This is a genomic window from Anaerococcus octavius (genome assembly GCF_900445265.1).
Classification (GTDB): Bacteria; Bacillota; Clostridia; order Tissierellales; family Peptoniphilaceae; genus Anaerococcus; species Anaerococcus octavius.
In genome coordinates, this window is sequence record NZ_UFTA01000002.1 from 672471 (window position 1) to 691170 (window position 18700).

Genomic DNA, 18700 nt, shown 5'->3' on the forward strand with positions numbered 1-18700 from the left:
GAGTCTTTTTGACGTATCCTTCTTCATCTTTATCGAAGACAAAATGCTTATAAAACTGCTTAAAATGCAGGATTTCTATATTTACATCTTTTGTATCAACGCTATAGCTTCCACGTGTCTAGAGTTTGGGAATTGGTCTATTATTTCGTATTTTTTTATCTCATATCCATTTGCTATAAAGTCCTTTAAATTTTCTACCTGTGTTTTAGGATTACATGATATGTATACAAACTTCTTAGGATTTATAGCGATTATTTTTTCTAAAGCTTCTGGCATTATGCCTGCTCTAGGTGGGTCTAGGATTACTACATCGTAATTTCTCTTTACATCTTCAATTTCTTCTAAGACATCCCCACATAAGAAATTTATATTTTCAATTTCATTTATTCTTGCATTTTCTTTTGCTTTTTCGACTGCTTCTGCTACTATTTCTATACCTGTAGCAGATTTAGCACGACTTGCCATTACTTGGGTGATGGTTCCTGTTCCAGAGTATAAGTCTAAGATATTCATACTCTCATCTATCTCTGCAAAATCAAGGGCTTTCTTGTATAGTTTTTCTGCAGTAAATACATTTGGTTGAAAGAATGAAAATGGAGAAATATTAAACTTAAGTCCTAGCATCTGTTCTGTGATATGATCTTTACCATAAAGTAACTTAACTCTTTCAGGAACTACTGCATCTGCTGGAGAGTCGTTAATCACATGGAATATAGACACAATCTTACCATTTAATTCTACATTGTTCAGAAAGTTTACAAAAAGTTTTTTTCTAATCTGATCAAAGCTTTCATCACTTGTTGTTACTAATATAGCCATAATCTCACCAGTTCTATGAGCTTTTCTTATTATAAAATGTCTTAACAAACCTTCTTTTTTAGATTTATGATAAAAATCCGTATTTTTTTCTCTAAAATATTCTTGTACTGCACTTCTAATTGTATTAAAATCTTCATCTATGACATTGCAGTCTATAGTATTTACAATTTCATAAAAACGATTTTGTCTGTGCAAGCCTAGTATTAGTTCTCCTCCTATATATGCATCACCAAAGGTGTACTCCATTTTATTTCTAAAAGCTTCTACTTTAGGTGATCTATTTATAGGTATTTCATCTTCATAGCAAATATCGTTATCTGCTAATAATTTTTTAACCATATCCTGTTTTAACATTAATTCTGTTTCATAAGGAAGTTTTTGGTAAGCACATCCCCCACATATATCTGCTTGCGGACAATAATTTCGACTATTTTCAAGCGAAGAATTTTCTAATAATTCTATATATTTTCCTTTTTTATAATCTTTTCTATTTCTAGTAATCTTAACCTTACAAGTTTGACCTAGTACACCACCTTTAAATTCAACAGTATTTCCGTCTTGATCTTGACCTATAGAAATATTTGGATATTTTACATCTGTGATTTTTACTTCGCTATTTTTCTTTTTTCTCAATTACATCCTCCCAGAATCCTTCTGCTTGTATATCAAATTCTTCTTTTTCATTTACTATTTTTAAACCTTTATTTTTCCGATGCTTTGGATATAGATTTTTATATTTGTATTGATTAAATCTATCATCTACCAGATAAATAATTCCCTTATCATTATTTGATCTAATCACCCTACCTGCTGCTTGATAAACCTTATTTAAGCCAGGATAGGTATAAGCATAATCAAATCCGTTTAAACCTTTCTTGTCAAAATGAGATTTTATTAAATTTCTTTCATTACTTACTCCAGGCATTCCTACAGATATTATCATAGCTCCTATTAGCCTATCTCCAAGTAGATCAATCCCTTCAGAAAATATACCTCCTAGAACAACAAAAGCAGTTTTTGCTGAATCTTTATTAAACTTCTTTAAAAACTTATTGGTTTCTTTTTCATTCATAAACCTATCTTGGATAATAATTTCATCATCAAATCGTGATTTATAATATTCATAAATGTCTTCTAGATAGGAATAAGATGGGAAAAATATAAAATAATTTCCTTTTTTTGAATTAATAAAGTTGTTAATTGTTTCACTTATATACACAATATTATTATTTCTATCTTTATACCTAGTGCTTATTTCTCTATTAAATAAAGCAAAATTATTTTCATTAAATGGCATATCCAATCTAAGTTTTAAGCTATCTTCAGCTCCCAATATTTTTGTAAAATAAATCATAGGAGATAAAGTAGCTGAAAAAAACACTACTGACCTTGCATTCTTATATGTATCAGCTAAAACTAAGGATGGATCAATGCATTTTATTTCAAATATTTTTTCATCCATATTTTCATCATAAGAAATGATAGAATAAAATCCTTTGTTATAAAACTCTTGTATTTTAAGAAACTTATTTATATCAAAGTATAAATTTAAAAGGTCATCATAATTTTCATCTTCTCTTTCTTCAACCAAGTATTTTTGTAAGGGTTTTAATAATTTTATAAATTTATTATCAAATTCTTCTATATGATTTTCTTGATAGTAATATAATTTCTTGCCATATTTATTATAAATTATTTCAAACGTATCGGCTATTTGTTCTAAATATTTTATAATCTTTTTATATTTTTTCTTATTCAATTTGCTAGCAAGTTCCCTAAAACGCCTATCAGTAAAGCTAAAGCTATACATATCTCGAGCTCTTTCTACTAAATTATGGGATTCATCAATTAAGAATACATAACGATCTATCACTTCATCAAAAAATCTTTTTAGATATGTATTTGGATTAAAAACATAATTATAATCACAAATAATAAAATCTGCATATGAAGATATATCTAATTCTAATTCAAAAGGACAAACCCTGTGCTTTTCTGCATAAGATGTTATAGTATTAAAATCCATCACTGTTTCATTGTCAATTATATCTTTTAAACAATCATTAACTCTATCAAAATGTCCTCTAGCAAATGGACAATCTACTGGATTACATTTCACTTCATCATTTAAGCATATTTTTTCTTTAGAAGTTATAGACAAGGATTTTATAAATAAACCCTGGCTTTCTAATATATTTATTGATTTTAAAGCTTCCTTGGACTGAGTATTCTTGCTAGTTAGATAAAATATCTTATCAGATAAATCTTCTCCTATTGATTTTATTGATGGAAAAATAGTAGAAATTGTTTTTCCTATACCTGTTGGTGCATCTACAAATAATTTTTTAGAATCAAGTATAGCAGTATATACAGCTACAGCTAGTCTTCTTTGACCCTTTCTGTATTCTTTATAAGGAAAGTCTAGTTTTTTTATAGAATTATCTCTTTTAACTTTGTTTTTTGCTAATATCTTAGAAAAGTTTAGATATTCGTTAAGTAAGTCATAGTAAAATTTTTCTAATTGTTCAAAGCTAAAATAATCTTTAAAAATTTTTGTCGAATAGTCTTCTATACTAACATAAGTTAAAGAGATACCCATGGTATCTAAATTATTATCTATAGCATAAAAATAAGCATAGCACATGGCTTGAGCCCAGTGTAATTTATTTGATCCATCCATTTCAGTAAGTAATCTGGTTGTAGATTTTATTTCATCGATTACACATCCATCTTTTTCTTTTAAAAGACCGTCTGCTCTACCCTCAACTTTGAACTCAACATCTTCAATAACAGTTGTATTTTTTAGAGAATATTCACTTTTATAATTATCACCATATTTTTTCTGAATGGCCTGATGAGCCCTTATTCCTTCAATCATTCTGGCATTATCACGAAATCTATTGTCAATGTCACCAGATCTCATTACAAATTCTATAAGATTTCTAACAGAAATTCTAACTAACATTTAATCACCTTGTTTTATTATACTATTTTATTGGGTATATACTGATAACAAGATAAGGAGTTTTTATGAATGAAACAATTAAAAATCAACTTGACCATAGAACTATAAGAGAATTTAAAAATGAGAAAATTGATGATAGCATTATAGAATCTTTACTAGACGTAGCCAACATGTCTCCATCAAGTAATGGCATGCAACTTTTTTCTATAATAAAAATCACTGATCAAAATTTAAAAGAAGAACTAGCAAAAAATGGTCTACAAGAATATATGGCTCGTGCTCCATATTTGTGGATATTTATAGTAGATTTATTTAGAAATTATAATATAGCAAAAGAAAACTACCAAGAAAATGATGAGATGATAGGATTTGATAAATTTATACAAGGATTTACAGATTCTATAATTGCAGCACAAAATGTAAGCATTGCAGCAGAAAGTTTAGGTCTTGGAGTAAACTATTTTGGTAATATCCACAATAATACAAAACACATTATTGAACTACTAGATTTACCCAAACTAACTTACCCAGCAGTTGGACTTGGTTTTGGGCTTGCAAATCAAAAACCACAATTAAAACCTAGAATGGATATAAATTTGAAAACATTTGAAAATTATTACCAAGTATTCGACAATTACAATGAAAAAATATCGGCATATGATAAGGAAATGACTACCTATTACGACTTAAGAGATGCAAATAGAAGAGTTGATTCCTTTTCTAAACAAATTCCTGTAAAGCAAGGCAGTCTAATTGCAAATAGAAATAAAATGTTTGAAACTCTTATAGATCAAGGTTTTATAGTAAAATAAAAAGAGGAGTCCATGCTCCTTTTTTTATTTTACTATTTACTTTCATCTAATAACTTTAAGGTATCTTCAGTACTTAAAACATAGGTATAAATTACATTCATTATTTTAAGCTCTGCTTCGTGTAGTTCTTCTGATGCTGCAATGCATGCATCGTGGACAGTTATAACATTATAACCTGCATCTGCAAGACCTCTTACAGTCGATGCTACACATTGGTCTGTAACCATGCCACAGACAACTACAGTTTCAATATCCATATTATCTAATAAGTGTAGGTAATTAGTGCCAGTTGTTACAGAATCAGTAGTTTTATATACTACTATTTCATCATCAATTGGCTTTAATGGATCTACTACTTGTGCGGCATATGAATTTACAGGCATAAGCATATTATTCCAACCATCTGATTTTTGAACTGGCGACCTATCTCTGCCGTCTTCTCTTTGACAAGCTATAAGACCATATGATACTAGTAAATCATTATCTCTAAAATAATTTAAAACTTTTTCAGTATTAGGTAAAGCTACTTGGTGCATTTTGTCAAAATATGGTTTCCAAGAATCCCAAAGTCCATCTTCTTTAAATTCTTTAGCTTCTCCAAAATCTGTTAAGCAAAACTCATTTTGATAATCAACAATTAGTAAAATTGTTTTTGAAAGATCAATGTCTAGATCTGGGAAGTCTTCAACATGTTCATAATATTTTGATACAAATTTTCTGTCTAATTTCATTTTTACCTCCACCAGTATTAGCTGACTAAAAATAAACAACTAATGTTAACATTTTCTCTGTTAGCATTATAACATAAATTTTATATTATCCCTAAGAAATAAACTGCCAAAAAAACGAAATTATTATGTCAATTATTTTAGTATTTTTATAAATCTATAGACCAAGTTTCTTTATTGTAGCACATATCCCAGAACATGTACTCAAAATATCCTGTTTTAACAATAATCTCTTCAAGTGCTTTTAATTCTCTTTCTGGCTTATCTTCTGCAAGTTTATTCATTAATTCCATGGCATTTTCGTTTAAATCTGTAAATTCTTTTGACGAATACATTTCAATCCATGATCCGTAGTTTTTATCTTCTAAGGCTCCTGGAATTTCGGCTAGTTTAAGACCTATATAACTATATGACCATGAACACGCAAGAAGTGCTGCAGCAACATTTTCTACTCCCCCAGCTTGTGCTTTATTTAACATATATGAAGTGTAAGCTGTATTTATAGCAGATGGTTCAGTAGCTTCTAATTCATCTTCGTTTATAGAAAAATCTTTAGCATAAGATCTATGAAGGTCCATTTCCATAAATAATACTCCATCAAGACCTTTTGCAAAAGAATTCATAGTTTCAAGATCTGCTGCTTTTGATGTACCTATTGCAAAAAGTCTGGCGTATTCTATTAAATAAACATAATCTTGCTTAATCCAGTGTTTAAATTTATCTAAATCAAGACTTCCATTTCCCATTTCTTGAACAAAGGGATGATTAAAACATGCTTCCCATAGTTTAATAATTCTTGGATAAATTCTATCTGTAAATTTTTCTGACATAAAAACCTCCTTGGATTCCACAAGGATATAATAAAGCTATATAACCACATCCCTACGTTAGTTCTAACTATATCAAGTTAAAGAGTTCGATTTCTCGTCTCAGAGAATGCACACCTTGTGTTAAGCTAATTATATCTAATTGCTATAGCTTATTCAAATATATAAATATTAAAGTCTATTAATCCAATAGTAATCATCTAGAAAACTGATACATAACTATTATCTTTTATATAAAATCTATAGGGATAGTCTATGGCTTCTTTGGCATAGTCTATGCCAATTCTTTTATCACTAACTATTTCAAAATTATCTTTATTATTTTCTAAATATAATTGCTTCCCAAATAAATTTTTTCCATTTAAATTTTTATCTATATTTAAAGCTTTTGTTAATTTTCCTGGACCATTGGTTAGATTTTTCTTTTGATATGTTGATAATTCCTTAAATACTTTTCCAAAACGATTTATACCAATATTATCAAACTCATTTAAAGGTTCAACTCCTCTAATAAGTACAGCTTCAGGCCTCCCTTTTTCTAAAGTTACAAAATTAAGCATAAAATGTATACCATAAGTTTGATAAACGTAAATAGTACCAGCATCTTCATACATGATTTTATTTCTTTGTGTTTTTTTATCAGCAAATGTGTGGGCTGCCCTATCTTCTATACCTAGATATGCTTCAGTTTCTACTATTTTTGTTTTATAAATAATACCGTTGTCATTTCTAATCAAAGTTTTACCTAATAAATCTTTCGCTACTTGTAATGTATCTCTATTAAAAAATTTTTTATCTAACATAAGCTCCTCTGATGTATTTATTATAAATATATGTTATCATATTATTATCAGAGTAGATAGAAAGCACTAAGTGTTAAGAAATGGGTTGTTGTTCTTAAACGAAGCTTATAAGCTGTGATTTTCTATCGCAACCGCTGCCTCTGATAGAAAGGGGAAAAATGAAAAATAAACTTACAGTAAACATGATCACTAAGATGGCTATTTTTGCAGCTCTTACTGTTATTTTTAGGAGATTCCTAACTATAACTATTTTTGCTAGTACAAAAATTGGTCTAGGTTACTTGCCAACTATAATGGCTGGAATTTTATATGGTCCTTTGGCTGGGGGAATAACCGGTGGAGTTGCAGATGTTGTTGGAATGCTTATAAAACCTGATGGGGTATTTCATCCTGGCTTTACATTAAGCAGCATTTTAATTGGTGCAATACCAGGATTTATTTCCTATAATATTTTTAAAAGAAACTTTAAAAATAAATTAGACTGGATTTGTGTCACAAGCACCATTGTTGTTTTTATGGGAATTAGGCTTTTACTTGACTCTTTGTGGCTAACTCATCTATATTCCAACCCATATTTATTTTATGTTATCCGCAATGTTTTAAAAGATGCTGTTGAAGCTGGAATAAACGCAATTATTTTAATTATCCTTATTCCAAAAGTTGAAAAATATGCATATGAAAAGCTCTAAGATATATCTTAGAGCTTATTTATTTTCATCTATAAAATCATTTATTAGTCTTACTATTTCTTCTAAATAAGAATCATCTCCTGGATAACCAACTACAAGATCTCCATGTTCTTTAACTTTTCCTACTATCATTAGATTTCTATATAGTTTATTTTCTCCAGTACCTAAGTATCTCATATCAGTTATAATACCTATGATCATTCTTGGAAAATCTATGTTATTTTCTTTTTCAAGCTCGGTCATAACTCCATGAGCCATAACTTCTCCAGCAACACCATCATCTATAGTTAGTCCATCAAGGCACGCTATTAAAATATTTGATTTTTTTAACTCGTCAGTATCGGCTTGTGATATTTTAATATCTGTGATAATATCATCGTTATTCTTTTTGTCATTAATATCTGCATTTCTTTGAGGAACATATAGATCTAATTCGGTATTATTCTCTATATATTGTCCAACTTCTTCTGTCCACTTGTACATAGCGTCATTAAAAAAATGACTTGCTAAATATCCTCTCATTTATTCTCCTTAAAAACTTCTGCCGGCTCCACCGCCACCAGTGGTTCCTCCACCACCTTTAAATCCTCCAGAATAGGAACCTCTTCCAGCAGATCCACCGCCAAATGATGATCCAAACGGATTTGATCCTCTATGATATGATGAATCAAAAGGATCATTATAGTATCCTCTTCCATAAGGTGGATATTTTCTATAATATCTACGAGATCTAGCTCCGTAAAGGTTCATTCTAGTGAATACATTTGATAATATTATAAAAAATATAAGCATAACAAATAATGTTCCCAAGCTAAAACCACCAGAATAATTTTGGCTGTTTACGTCTAAATAATAATCATAGTTACCATCTAATGTTACACCATACTCATCACTAACTTCTGCAACTAAGGCATTAAAGCCTTCATTAATGGCTTTAGAGTAGTTTCCCTGTTCTAGGTCATCCATCATAAAATTATCTATGATCCTACCCACTTTACCATCATTTAACCTACCTTCAATACCATAACCTGTGGATATAAATATCTCTCTATTACCTGTAAGATCATCCTCAGTTATCAGCATTAATACTCCATTTTTTTTACTTTGATCACCTATAGTCCATTCATTAAATATTTTTGCTGCTAGATCACTTGCTGGCAATCTTTGATTATTCTTTATCGTTGCAACCACTATTTGAGAACCGGTTTTTTGTTCTAGTTCATGATTTGTTTTTGTAATATTTTCTTTTGTTTCCATATCTAGCATATCTAGTTCATCTAGGTAAAAACTAGTTGGTGCAGATGGAATACTTGCAAAAGAATATAAAGGAAAAAAGATCATCATAAATAAAGCTACTAAGTTAACTTGTAATATTTTTTTCCTTTTCATAAAAACTCCTATTTATTATTAAAGTCTACTGTTGGTGCATCTTGTGCACTAGCGCTTGCTTCAAAATATTCAGCTTCTTTATAACCAGTAAAACCTGCAATTATATTTGTAGGAAATTTTTTCAAATCTGTGTTATATACTTTTACAGCTTGGTTGTAGTTGCCACGTTCAACAGATATTCTATTTTCAGAACCTGCTAACTCATCCATTAACTGAGTGTACTGAGTATTTGCTTTTAATTCTGGATAGTTTTCAACCACAACATTCATTTCACGAACAGCTTGAGACAGTTCTTCATTGGCATCTGCCAACTCTTTTGGTGAATCAGCTTTATTAATTCCTGAACGAGCCTCTGTAATTCTTGTTAATGTTTCTCCTTCATAATCAGAATATCCTTTAACTGTGTTTACTAAGTTTGGAATAAGGTCTGCTCTTCTTTGAACGACATTTTGCACTTGAGCATAAGCTTCGTTGACATTTTCACGACTTGCCGCTAGCCTGTTGTAAGTAGGAACAGTTAGAATTAATATTATAGCTAAAACTACTATTATGCCTCCTACAACTCCAAAACCTTTTCTTTTTTCGTATCTTTTGTTCATTATTCCTCCTAAATCTTTTATAAGATATTAATACCCATTTAAAAGAATAATGCTATTATTTGCTAGGCTAGCATTAACATCAATTATTCGTTGATTAGCTGATCCTTTAAACTTTAATGTCAAATCTTTTAATGAATCAATGAAAGGACCATCTACTAAAACGTCTACTTCTTCTAATAGTTTTTTATGAATAGGATCTTTGATTAATATTTCGTATATATAACCAGAATAAATCCATATTGGTTTATCTATTTGTTCTTTTATTTTTCTTATAATTTCAATTAAATCTACTGCATTTTCGAAAGGTTCACCACCTAAAATTGTTAGTCCAGATATTTCATCTTTTTTTAAATAATTAACAATCTGTAGTGTGTTTTCTTCAGTCCATAGATTACCATAATTTGGATCTTGATAATCTTTATTAAAACAATTCTTGCATTTTAAGCTACAACCAGTTACAAAAATACTTGTACGTATGCCAGGTCCATTTGCTATGTCATATTGTCTGATTTGACCATATCTCATATATGAAGCACCCTTGCTTTTATTTCCTTCGTTCTTCCCTCATTCCAAAAATTTTCGCCAAGATAGCCGCATGTTCTACGAACAACTGTCAGTGTAGATTTATCTTTATTCCCACAGTTTGGGCAGTACCAATTATTATCATCATCTAGCAAAATTTCACCATCAAAACCACATTTGCTACAATAATCGGATTTTGTATTAAATTCTGCATACTGTATGTGATCGTAAATGTATTTAATCATAGTAATAATAGCATCAATATTTGATGTCATATTTGGAATTTCTGCATATGAAATACAACCACCTGTAGATAGGGACTGAAATTCTGCCTCAAAGTCAAACTTTTCAAAAATACTTATCTCTTCTCTAACATCTACATGGAAGGAATTTGTGTAATATCCTTTATCAGTTATATCCTCTATTTCTCCAAACCTATCCTTATCAATGCTCGCAAACCTATGGGTAAGACTTTCAGCCGGTGTACCATACACAGCAAAGGCAATATTGTATTGATCACTCCATTTTTCTTTTTTCTCATTTAAAAGCTTCATAATTTTTAGAGCAAACTCTTTTCCTTCATCACTGGTATGAGATTTGCCTGTTACAAGCTTACTTGCTTCATAGATTCCAATATATCCAATGGTTACTGTGGCATAACCATTTTCAAGAAGTGGTTTTATTGGTGTATGTTTTGGCAGCCTTGCTATAGCCCCATGTTGAAAATGAATTGGAGAGCTATCACTTGTGACCTTAGCTAAGTGCTCATACCTTAAAAGGCCCACTTCTTTTACAAGTTCTAATCTTTTTTCTAATATTTCAAAGAATTTTTTTTCATCATTTTTGGCTAAAATGCCGATTTGAGGAAGATTGATAGTACATACTCCCATATTAAATCTGCCGTCAAATTTATATTTGCCATTTTTATCTTTATATGGTGGAAGAAATGCTCTACAGCCCATAGGTGAAAATACATTACCCTCATAATTTTTCTTCATTTCTTTTGCAGAAATATAGTCTGGATACATTCTTTTTGCAGTACATTCTCCAGCAAGTCTTGTAAGTTGATAATATTTACTATTTTCTTTTATATTATTTTCATCTAAAACATAGATTAATTTTGGAAAGGCTGGAGTAACATAAACCCCCGCTTCGTTTTTGATGCCCTTTATTCTTTGTCTTAGGACTTCTTCTATTATTTTTACTGTTTCTTCTAGGTATGGGTCACTTTCATCAGTGTGCATAAATAAAGTCACAAAAGGAGCCTGACCATTGCTAGTCATAAGGGTATTTATTTGATATTGGATAGTTTGTATGCCTGATTCCAAATCTTTTTGAGTCATAGCAGCTGCCATAGCTAATGCTTGGTCTTCGCTTGCCAAAGTTTCTTTGGCTAATCTTAGATTTTTATCATAAGATTTTTTTAGATATGGACTTAAGCAAGATATATTTATAGATTGACCACCATATTGGTTAGAAGCAATTTGCGCAATTATTTGTGTCATAACATTACATGCTACTTGAAAAGATTTAGGGCTTTCTATTAATTTTCCATTTACAACTGTGCCTTGATCTAGCATATTTTTCATATCAACTAGGCAGCAATTAAAAATTGGTTGGATAAGATAGTCTAGATCATGGATATGTATAGCTCCTGACTCATGAGCTTCTACTAAGTGGGCTGGGATCAGTTTTCTTTTTGCTATATCTTTTGCAACCTCACCAGCTATTAAGTCTCTTTGAGTGGATGCTATTAACGGATTTTTGTTAGAATTTTCATCCATTACATCAATATTTGTTTGATTTAGCAAACCTAATATATCATTATCAGATGTATTTTGCTCTCTTTTATAAGCTTGAATTGACTTATATGATTCATAGGCCCTAGCAGTAGCTGGGTTATTATTTTTAATCAACTCATAATAAACTGCTTCTTCTATATCATATATGGAAATTTCACTTTCATCTTCATATTTTTCTTTTATAATGTACGCTATATGCTCTGGCTGATTTTTTATGTATACTCCGCTTGGAGAATCCATAGCCTTAAGGATAGCAGCAGATATTTTATTTTCATCAAAGGCAACTTTTTTACCATTTCTTTTTACAACTTGTAACATATTATTCCTCCTATACTTTTGCAGTATACCATATATAGTCATAAAATAAAACTATATACTATATATAGTATTGTAGACTATAAAGCTAGGATATTAAAAGAGATGTTGCAATAAAGGCAAACATCTCTTTTGATTAAAATTTATTTATTTTTTTATAAAAGATAATTCTTTATTTTCATCCACATCTAAAACAGCTGTATCTTTTGCTCCAACTTTTCCTTCGATTATTAGTCTACCAAGTTTGGTTTCTACATTAGATTGAAGGTATCTTTTTACTGGTCTAGCTCCAAACTCTACATCATAAGAATGGTCTAATATATATTCTTTAGCTGCCGGTGTGATTTCTAGATCTATACTTAAATCTTTTAGTCTTTTCCTAATTTCGTTTATTTGTAAATCAATTATATTATAAACTTGATCACTAGTTAATGGGCTAAACATAACTATGTCGTCAATTCTATTTAAAAATTCCGGTTTAAATGATGCCTTTAATGATTCTTCTACAAGATTTTTATTTTCCTCATCTATTGTTCCATCATCTTTAAGTCCATCTAATAAATATTGGCTACCTATATTTGATGTCATAATTATAATAGTATTTTTAAAGTCTACAGTTCTACCCATACTATCTGTAAGTCTACCATCATCTAGTACTTGTAATAATATGTTAAATACATCTGGGTGAGCTTTTTCTATTTCATCAAATAATATTACTGAATATGGCATGCGGCGAACGGCTTCTGTTAATTGTCCACCTTCTTCATAGCCAACATATCCAGGAGCAGCACCAATTAATCTTGATACAGAATATTTTTCCATATACTCACTCATATCGATTCTAATCATATGGTTTTCATCATCAAACATAGCTTCAGAAAGTGCTTTTGCAAGCTCTGTTTTACCAACACCAGTTGGTCCTAAAAATATAAAGGATCCAATTGGTTTTGATGCATCTTTTAATCCTGATCTTGCTCTAATAATTGCATCTGAAACTGCGCTTATAGCTTGATCTTGGCCTATTACTCTTTCGTGTAGTTTTTCTGGTAAGCTTAAAATCTTACTTCTTTCGCTTTCCACAAGTTTTGAAACAGGTATGCCTGTCCAGTTGCTTACAACATCTGCTACATCTTCTTCAGTTACTTGTTCTTTTATAGAATCTTCATTATCTTTTTGTGATAATTCGCTTGCTTTTTTTAATTTTTCTTCTAAGGCTGGTAATGTACCATAACGTAACTCGGAAAGTTTTTCAAAATCATAAGACCTCTCAGCTTGATCTATTTCATTTTTGATCTTATCAATTTCTTCTTTTATATTTTTTACATCATCTATAGAAGATTTTTGTTCCTTCCATTTTAAGAAATCTTCATCGTATTTTTCTGATAAGTCGGCTAGTTCCTTTTCTAAAATTGAAAGTCTTTCTTTTGACGAATCATCTTCTTCTTTTTTAAGTGCTGTAATTTCAATTTGTAATTGAAGTAATTTTCTTTTTTGTTCGTCAAGGTAAGTTGGCATTGTATCAATTTCTGTACGAACTGTTGCACATGCCTCATCCATAAGATCTATAGCCTTATCTGGTAAAAATCTATCTGTAATATATCTGTCAGATAATTCTGCAGCAGCAATTACTGCACTATCTTGAATACGAATGCCGTGGAATATTTCATACTTATCCTTGATACCTCTTAAAATACTAATAGTATCTTCAATACTAGGTTCATTGACCATTACTTTTTGGAAACGACGTTCAAGTGCTCCGTCTTTTTCTATATATTCTCTGTATTCATTAAGTGTTGTAGCACCAATGACTTTTATTTCTCCACGAGCAAGCATTGGTTTCATAATATTTGATGCATCCATAGCTCCCTCAGTTTTTCCAGCTCCAACCAAAGTATGAATCTCGTCTATAAACATTATTATTTGGCCATCAGATTTTTGCACCTCTTCCAAAACTGCTTTTAGTCTTTCTTCAAATTGACCACGGTATTTTGCTCCAGCTACTAAAGAACCCATATCTAGAGAAAAAATTGTTCTACCTTGAAGTGGTTCTGGCACATCGTTATTTACAATTCTTTGTGCAAGTCCTTCTACAATTGCCGTTTTACCAACACCTGGATTACCAATTAAAACAGGATTATTTTTTTTACGTCTTGATAAAATTCTAAGTGCATTTCTAATCTCACTATCACGACCAATAACTGGGTCAATCTTACCTTCTCTAGCTTCTTTGGTTAGATCTCTACCAAACTTTTCTAATGGATTATTTGTTTCTTCTGGATTTTCAGTAATCACTTTTTGACCTTTCCTGACCTTATCTATAGAATTTTTAAAATCTCTATATCTTAGACCATATCTTTTATTAATATCGCTCACTTGAGTTTTTTCATTTAATAATGATGCGAAAATATGTTCCATAGATACAAAACTATCTCCCATATTATCTGCCTCATCTTCACTTTTTAATAAAATTCTAGAAAGAGTTTGAGTAGGATAGATGTCAGAACCACCGTTTGTTTGTGGTAATCTATCCATAATACTTCTTATATCATTTCTATAATTTTCAAAATCAATATCCATAGTTTTTATTATTTGAGAAACTATAGAATCAGAATTCTCTATTAAAGCATAGTTTAAATGTATTTCATTTACTTCTGGATTGCTATTTTTAATAGCATAACTATTTGCATTATTAAATGCTTCTAATGATTTTTGTGTAAATTTATTATAATCCATAATTTAGCCCCTTATTTCATTAAGTTTTTCATATAATTCATGCATTTCTTCATTGATTTCTGCAGGATTGTCTATAATTATTTCTAAAATTAGATCACCTGTATTATTTTTTCTATCCTTATATCCATATCCTTTAAGCCTTATTTTTTGACCGGAATTTACTTTCTCTGGGATAGTTACCATCAAGCTACCTTTTGGTGTGGAAACTTTTTTCTTAGTTCCAAAATAAGCTTGCCAAGGGTATACTTTTTCCCTCTGAATAATATCTATTCCATCAAGTTTTCTATTTTCTTCATCTTTGATGATTATTTTAGCTAAAATAAAGGCATTTATACCGTATTTTGAGCCATCAACTTTAATTTTATTATTATTCTTAATACCCGCAGGTACACTTATTTCTATATTTTTAATTTGATTGTTATGCTTTATTGCAACAGATTTATTTATTCCAGCTTCAGCTTCAGCTATGCTAAGCTCAATGTTTGTATTAATTGTAGTTTTTTTCTTAGCACTCGTTGCTTTTGAAGATTTTCTTGAACCTGCTCTTTGGTAAGTATTTCTAGCAAAGCTTCCAAATAATCCATCAAAAAAATCTGAAAAACCACTATCAGATCCTGCAGTATATGTGTAAGATCCGTTTCCAAAGTTTCCAAAATCAAATCCAAAATCACTTGGATCAAAGTTTTGACCACCTGAGAAGTTTGCGCTATTTCCAAACCTATCATATTTTTTACGTTTTTGTGGATCAGATAATACTTCATACGCTTCATTGATTTCACTAAATTTTTCTGCTGCGTCTTTATCATCTGGATGAAGGTCTGGATGATACTTTTTGGCAAGCTTTCTATACGCCTTTTTAATATCAGCATCACTTGCTTTTTTATCAACCCCTAATACTTCATAATAATCTCTATATTTCATGCTACCTCCATCATTTTATCTTTATTATTTGACCATCCCTGACCTTAATTAAACTATACCACTAGTGTATATATATTCAAGTATTTTTTTCTTTTTTTTATAATATTGAAACTCTTATTTAATATATAGATATAGAGCCTTCAATTGAAGGCTCTTGTTTTAATGATCATATGTTACTAAAGATATTACTTTATAATCTTCTAAAGCTTCTCTACCATTTAAATCTTCTAATTCTATTAAAAACTCAAATGCTATCACTTCTGCACCTAATGATTCAACTAGCTTTGCAGCTGCTTGTGCTGATCCACCTGTCGCAATTAAATCATCGATAATAATTACTCTATCACCTTTGCTAATAGCGTCTTTGTGCATTTCTAGTTCATTACTACCATATTCTAGCTCATAAGAAATCTTTTCTATTTCTCCTGGAAGTTTTCCTGGTTTTCTAATTGGAACAAAACCTTTATCCAATCTATCAGCAAGCGGTGCCCCAAAAATAAATCCACGAGATTCAATTCCTATAATATAGTCAAAGTCTAAATCTTTTAGTTCTTTTTCTAGCATATCTAAAGATTGTTTGTAAGCTTTCTTATCTTTTAATAAAGTTGTGATATCTTTAAAAGATACTCCCTCTACTGGATATCCTTCAATAACTCTAATTTTTGATTTTAAATCCATTCTATCCTCCATATTGATTATACCCTATTGTGACAAAACTTTATATTAATAGTTTGGGATTAGTAAACATATGCTTTAAAAATCATCTTTAAAAATATCATCTATATTTACTAGTATATCTTGTTTCTTTCCTTTATTATCAATTGTTTTTTTTAATTCTTCTGTATTTTCATAATCTAATTTAAAAATACCATAATACGCTTGTTCAAAATAAACGCTGTTATTTTCTTCATATATTGAATTAATAATTTTTCCACCTTCTGATAGTTTAAACATAACTATAGTATATCTATCTTTATTAGAAAGGTCAGAAACACTATATTCATTTGTTTTTTTGATTTTTTTAATATATCTAAGAATTTATTTACATCAGACTTTTTATCAATTGTAATTTTCTTAACTCCTTTACCATTATTAATATCAATCAACGTGATTTTAATAATATTCTCTAATTTAGGAATCTTTGCATGCCTAGGATGCGAATTATAATTTCTAATTAAAAAAATCCCAACAATGATAGTAATTAACAGTATCCATTTTTTATTTTTTGTCATAAATTTTTTTCCTTATCTAAAATTATTGACCTTATTAATAATAGAATTTTAATCGTTACTACACCAGATTTTATATATTAAAATCATTCTAATTCTATAATATATGAATATATTTAAATTATTTCATTTTCTTTAAATCGCTAGTTTAATATAAATACTACTGTAAAGTATTACTAGGAGCAAATATGTTAAATAAAAAACTTGATGAATATTTAAAAAATGATTACTATCCTTTTCATATGCCTGGTTCAAAAAGAACTGATATCTTAAGAGATGATTTACCATATCAAAGAGATTTGACTGAGATTGAAGGTTTTGATAATTTAAATGACCCTGGAGATATTTTACTAGACCTTAACAAAAAAATTGCAGAAATTTATGGAGTTAAAAACGCAATTATTTCTACCAATGGATCTACCTGTGGGATACTAGCTACCATTAGAGCTTTAACTTATGAAAATAATAATATATTAATTCAGCGTTCATCTCATAAGGCGATTTATAATGCAATTGAATTAAATAATTTAAATCCATCATATATTGATGTAGTATTAAGTGAAGAAAATGCTGTAGTTGATATAGATTACGAAGATTTTTATAAAAAAATAAGAAGCAAGGACTTTTCTGCAGTAATTGTAACATCACCTTCTTATGAAGGATATATAATAGATTTAGAAAAAATTTATAAAGAATGTCAAAAACAAAAGGTACCTTTAATTGTAGATCTTGCCCATGGTTCACATTTTCTACTTAATAATATGTGGCAGAATTATTTTGATATAGCAATAACTTCATTTCACAAAAATTTATCTGCACTAACACCTGCAGCATGTGTCTTTATTAATAACAAAAAGTATTTCTCAGAAATACAAAGGAACATGGCTATTTTTCAAACATCATCTCCATCTTATATTATTATGCAATCTATTGATGATATGGTTAATAATTATTGCAAATTTAACGATTTGTATAAAATAATGAAAGAAAATTTAGATGAACTCTATACTTTAAAATTAAAGCATCTAAAATTAATAGAACATCCTAATAAAGATAAGTCAAAAATATTGATTTCTACTAATAATAGTAATATAAATGGTGACATGCTTCAAAGTTTATTAAAACAAGAGAAAATAGAAATAGAAATGTCCTATCCATCATATGCATTACTTATTTCCACGATTTTTGATAAAAAAATTGGTTTTGATAGGTTAAAGGAAGCTTTGATAAAAATTGATGAAAATCTAGACAGCGGAGAAAATGCTAGCAATTTTTCATATTTTATACCAGAAACTATAAAAAGTATAAAAGATGCTCAGCTAAGCAAAAAAAAATGTATAAATATAAATAATGCAAAAAATAGAATTTCAGGTCAATTTATCTATGCATATCCACCGGGCATTCCCTTAGTTGTACCCGGTGAAGTGATTGATAGTACAATAATAAAAACTATTAATAATATGTTCAATAATGGCATTTCTTTAAATATTTCAACAGATGTATTAATAATAGATTGACATTTTTTTTTGTAACTGTTATTATAAATA

At 29.5% G+C, this 18700-nt stretch carries 18 protein-coding genes and 1 riboswitch; of the genes, 3 read left to right on the forward strand and 15 right to left on the reverse strand.

The genetic code is table 11. The features are described 5' to 3' along the window. Nucleotides 1-81 precede the first annotated feature (81 nt). Together rlmD and DY249_RS03445 are read right to left on the reverse strand one after the other, a co-directional pair. Nucleotides 82-1452, reverse strand: coding sequence for a 23S rRNA (uracil(1939)-C(5))-methyltransferase RlmD (gene rlmD, locus DY249_RS03440; RefSeq protein WP_115595193.1), 1371 nt, complete (start codon nucleotides 1450-1452; stop codon nucleotides 82-84). Beyond that, complete coding sequence (locus DY249_RS03445; protein WP_115595194.1) at nucleotides 1433-3784, reverse strand: ATP-dependent DNA helicase; 2352 nt, start codon at nucleotides 3782-3784, stop codon at nucleotides 1433-1435. Before DY249_RS03445 ends, rlmD begins: the two co-directional genes overlap by 20 nt. Nucleotides 3785-3849: 65 nt before the next feature. Between DY249_RS03445 and DY249_RS03450 the strand changes: the two genes are divergently transcribed. Continuing rightward, nucleotides 3850-4596 (forward strand): nitroreductase family protein, encoded by a 747-nt coding sequence (locus DY249_RS03450; protein WP_101540139.1) that lies wholly within the window; start codon nucleotides 3850-3852, stop codon nucleotides 4594-4596. A gap of 32 nt (nucleotides 4597-4628) precedes the next feature. Here DY249_RS03450 and DY249_RS03455 read toward each other — a convergent pair whose 3' ends face one another. From DY249_RS03455 to DY249_RS03465, 3 genes are all read right to left on the reverse strand, one after another. Continuing rightward, nucleotides 4629-5327 (reverse strand): cysteine hydrolase family protein, encoded by a 699-nt coding sequence (locus tag DY249_RS03455; RefSeq protein WP_101540140.1) that lies wholly within the window; start codon nucleotides 5325-5327, stop codon nucleotides 4629-4631. 146 nt (nucleotides 5328-5473) lie between these two features. Then, nucleotides 5474-6154, reverse strand: coding sequence for a thiaminase II (tenA, locus tag DY249_RS03460; RefSeq protein ID WP_101540141.1), 681 nt, complete (start codon nucleotides 6152-6154; stop codon nucleotides 5474-5476). 197 nt (nucleotides 6155-6351) lie between these two features. Beyond that, complete coding sequence (locus tag DY249_RS03465) at nucleotides 6352-6954, reverse strand: DNA-3-methyladenine glycosylase (protein ID WP_115595195.1); 603 nt, start codon at nucleotides 6952-6954, stop codon at nucleotides 6352-6354. Nucleotides 6955-7000: 46 nt separating this feature from the next. After that, nucleotides 7001-7093: riboswitch (THF riboswitch) on the forward strand. Nucleotides 7094-7112: 19 nt separating this feature from the next. Here DY249_RS03465 and DY249_RS03470 point away from each other — a divergent pair. Beyond that, nucleotides 7113-7643, forward strand: a complete 531-nt coding sequence (locus tag DY249_RS03470) for a folate family ECF transporter S component (protein ID WP_101540143.1) — start codon at nucleotides 7113-7115, stop codon at nucleotides 7641-7643. 15 nt (nucleotides 7644-7658) lie between these two features. Here DY249_RS03470 and DY249_RS03475 read toward each other — a convergent pair whose 3' ends face one another. The 10 genes from DY249_RS03475 to DY249_RS03520 form a co-directional block, all read right to left on the reverse strand. Then, nucleotides 7659-8165 (reverse strand): nucleoside 2-deoxyribosyltransferase, encoded by a 507-nt coding sequence (locus tag DY249_RS03475; RefSeq protein WP_115595196.1) that lies wholly within the window; start codon nucleotides 8163-8165, stop codon nucleotides 7659-7661. Nucleotides 8166-8174: 9 nt separating this feature from the next. Beyond that, the gene (locus tag DY249_RS03480; RefSeq protein WP_115595197.1) at nucleotides 8175-9032 is read right to left on the reverse strand and encodes a TPM domain-containing protein; all 858 of its coding nucleotides are present in this window, start codon (nucleotides 9030-9032) and stop codon (nucleotides 8175-8177) included. 8 nt (nucleotides 9033-9040) lie between these two features. Beyond that, a complete protein-coding gene (locus DY249_RS03485; protein ID WP_115595198.1) occupies nucleotides 9041-9631 on the reverse strand; it encodes a LemA family protein in 591 nt (196 codons plus the stop codon). Between the two features lie 27 nt (nucleotides 9632-9658). Beyond that, complete coding sequence (nrdG, locus tag DY249_RS03490) at nucleotides 9659-10156, reverse strand: anaerobic ribonucleoside-triphosphate reductase activating protein (protein WP_115595199.1); 498 nt, start codon at nucleotides 10154-10156, stop codon at nucleotides 9659-9661. Then, complete coding sequence (gene nrdD / locus DY249_RS03495; RefSeq protein WP_115595200.1) at nucleotides 10153-12273, reverse strand: anaerobic ribonucleoside-triphosphate reductase; 2121 nt, start codon at nucleotides 12271-12273, stop codon at nucleotides 10153-10155. Before nrdD ends, nrdG begins: the two co-directional genes overlap by 4 nt. A 144-nt stretch (nucleotides 12274-12417) precedes the next feature. Further along, on the reverse strand, nucleotides 12418-15003 hold the full coding sequence (gene clpB / locus DY249_RS03500; protein WP_115595201.1) for an ATP-dependent chaperone ClpB: 2586 nt from the start codon (nucleotides 15001-15003) through the stop codon (nucleotides 12418-12420). A gap of 3 nt (nucleotides 15004-15006) precedes the next feature. Then, the gene (locus DY249_RS03505) at nucleotides 15007-15924 is read right to left on the reverse strand and encodes a DnaJ domain-containing protein (protein ID WP_115595202.1); all 918 of its coding nucleotides are present in this window, start codon (nucleotides 15922-15924) and stop codon (nucleotides 15007-15009) included. Between the two features lie 159 nt (nucleotides 15925-16083). After that, entirely contained in the window at nucleotides 16084-16602 is a 519-nt protein-coding gene (locus DY249_RS03510; RefSeq protein ID WP_101540151.1) for an adenine phosphoribosyltransferase, read from the reverse strand. A gap of 75 nt (nucleotides 16603-16677) precedes the next feature. Next, a complete protein-coding gene (locus DY249_RS03515) occupies nucleotides 16678-16962 on the reverse strand; it encodes a DUF5301 domain-containing protein (RefSeq protein ID WP_115595203.1) in 285 nt (94 codons plus the stop codon). After that, a complete protein-coding gene (locus tag DY249_RS03520; RefSeq protein WP_115595204.1) occupies nucleotides 16881-17156 on the reverse strand; it encodes a hypothetical protein in 276 nt (91 codons plus the stop codon). Before DY249_RS03520 ends, DY249_RS03515 begins: the two co-directional genes overlap by 82 nt. Before the next feature lie 185 nt (nucleotides 17157-17341). On the opposite strand from DY249_RS03520, the gene DY249_RS03525 reads away from it, so the two are divergent. Then, a complete protein-coding gene (locus DY249_RS03525; RefSeq protein ID WP_115595205.1) occupies nucleotides 17342-18670 on the forward strand; it encodes an aminotransferase class V-fold PLP-dependent enzyme in 1329 nt (442 codons plus the stop codon). Nucleotides 18671-18700: the final 30 nt, after the last annotated feature.

Bases quoted from the DNA above. Each gene is read 5' to 3' on its own strand.
- DY249_RS03445 (WP_115595194.1), bottom strand. From the start codon at position 3,784: ATGTTAGTTAGAATTTCTGTTAGAAATCTTATAGAATTTGTAATGAGA.
- DY249_RS03450 (WP_101540139.1), top strand. From the start codon at position 3,850: ATGAATGAAACAATTAAAAATCAACTTGACCATAGAACTATAAGAGAA.
- DY249_RS03455 (WP_101540140.1), bottom strand. From the start codon at position 5,327: ATGAAATTAGACAGAAAATTTGTATCAAAATATTATGAACATGTTGAA.
- tenA (WP_101540141.1), bottom strand. From the start codon at position 6,154: ATGTCAGAAAAATTTACAGATAGAATTTATCCAAGAATTATTAAACTA.
- DY249_RS03465 (WP_115595195.1), bottom strand. From the start codon at position 6,954: ATGTTAGATAAAAAATTTTTTAATAGAGATACATTACAAGTAGCGAAA.
- DY249_RS03470 (WP_101540143.1), top strand. From the start codon at position 7,113: ATGAAAAATAAACTTACAGTAAACATGATCACTAAGATGGCTATTTTT.
- DY249_RS03475 (WP_115595196.1), bottom strand. From the start codon at position 8,165: ATGAGAGGATATTTAGCAAGTCATTTTTTTAATGACGCTATGTACAAG.
- DY249_RS03480 (WP_115595197.1), bottom strand. From the start codon at position 9,032: ATGAAAAGGAAAAAAATATTACAAGTTAACTTAGTAGCTTTATTTATG.
- DY249_RS03485 (WP_115595198.1), bottom strand. From the start codon at position 9,631: ATGAACAAAAGATACGAAAAAAGAAAAGGTTTTGGAGTTGTAGGAGGC.
- nrdG (WP_115595199.1), bottom strand. From the start codon at position 10,156: ATGAGATATGGTCAAATCAGACAATATGACATAGCAAATGGACCTGGC.
- nrdD (WP_115595200.1), bottom strand. From the start codon at position 12,273: ATGTTACAAGTTGTAAAAAGAAATGGTAAAAAAGTTGCCTTTGATGAA.
- clpB (WP_115595201.1), bottom strand. From the start codon at position 15,003: ATGGATTATAATAAATTTACACAAAAATCATTAGAAGCATTTAATAAT.
- DY249_RS03505 (WP_115595202.1), bottom strand. From the start codon at position 15,924: ATGAAATATAGAGATTATTATGAAGTATTAGGGGTTGATAAAAAAGCA.
- DY249_RS03510 (WP_101540151.1), bottom strand. From the start codon at position 16,602: ATGGATTTAAAATCAAAAATTAGAGTTATTGAAGGATATCCAGTAGAG.
- DY249_RS03520 (WP_115595204.1), bottom strand. From the start codon at position 17,156: ATGACAAAAAATAAAAAATGGATACTGTTAATTACTATCATTGTTGGG.
- DY249_RS03525 (WP_115595205.1), top strand. From the start codon at position 17,342: ATGTTAAATAAAAAACTTGATGAATATTTAAAAAATGATTACTATCCT.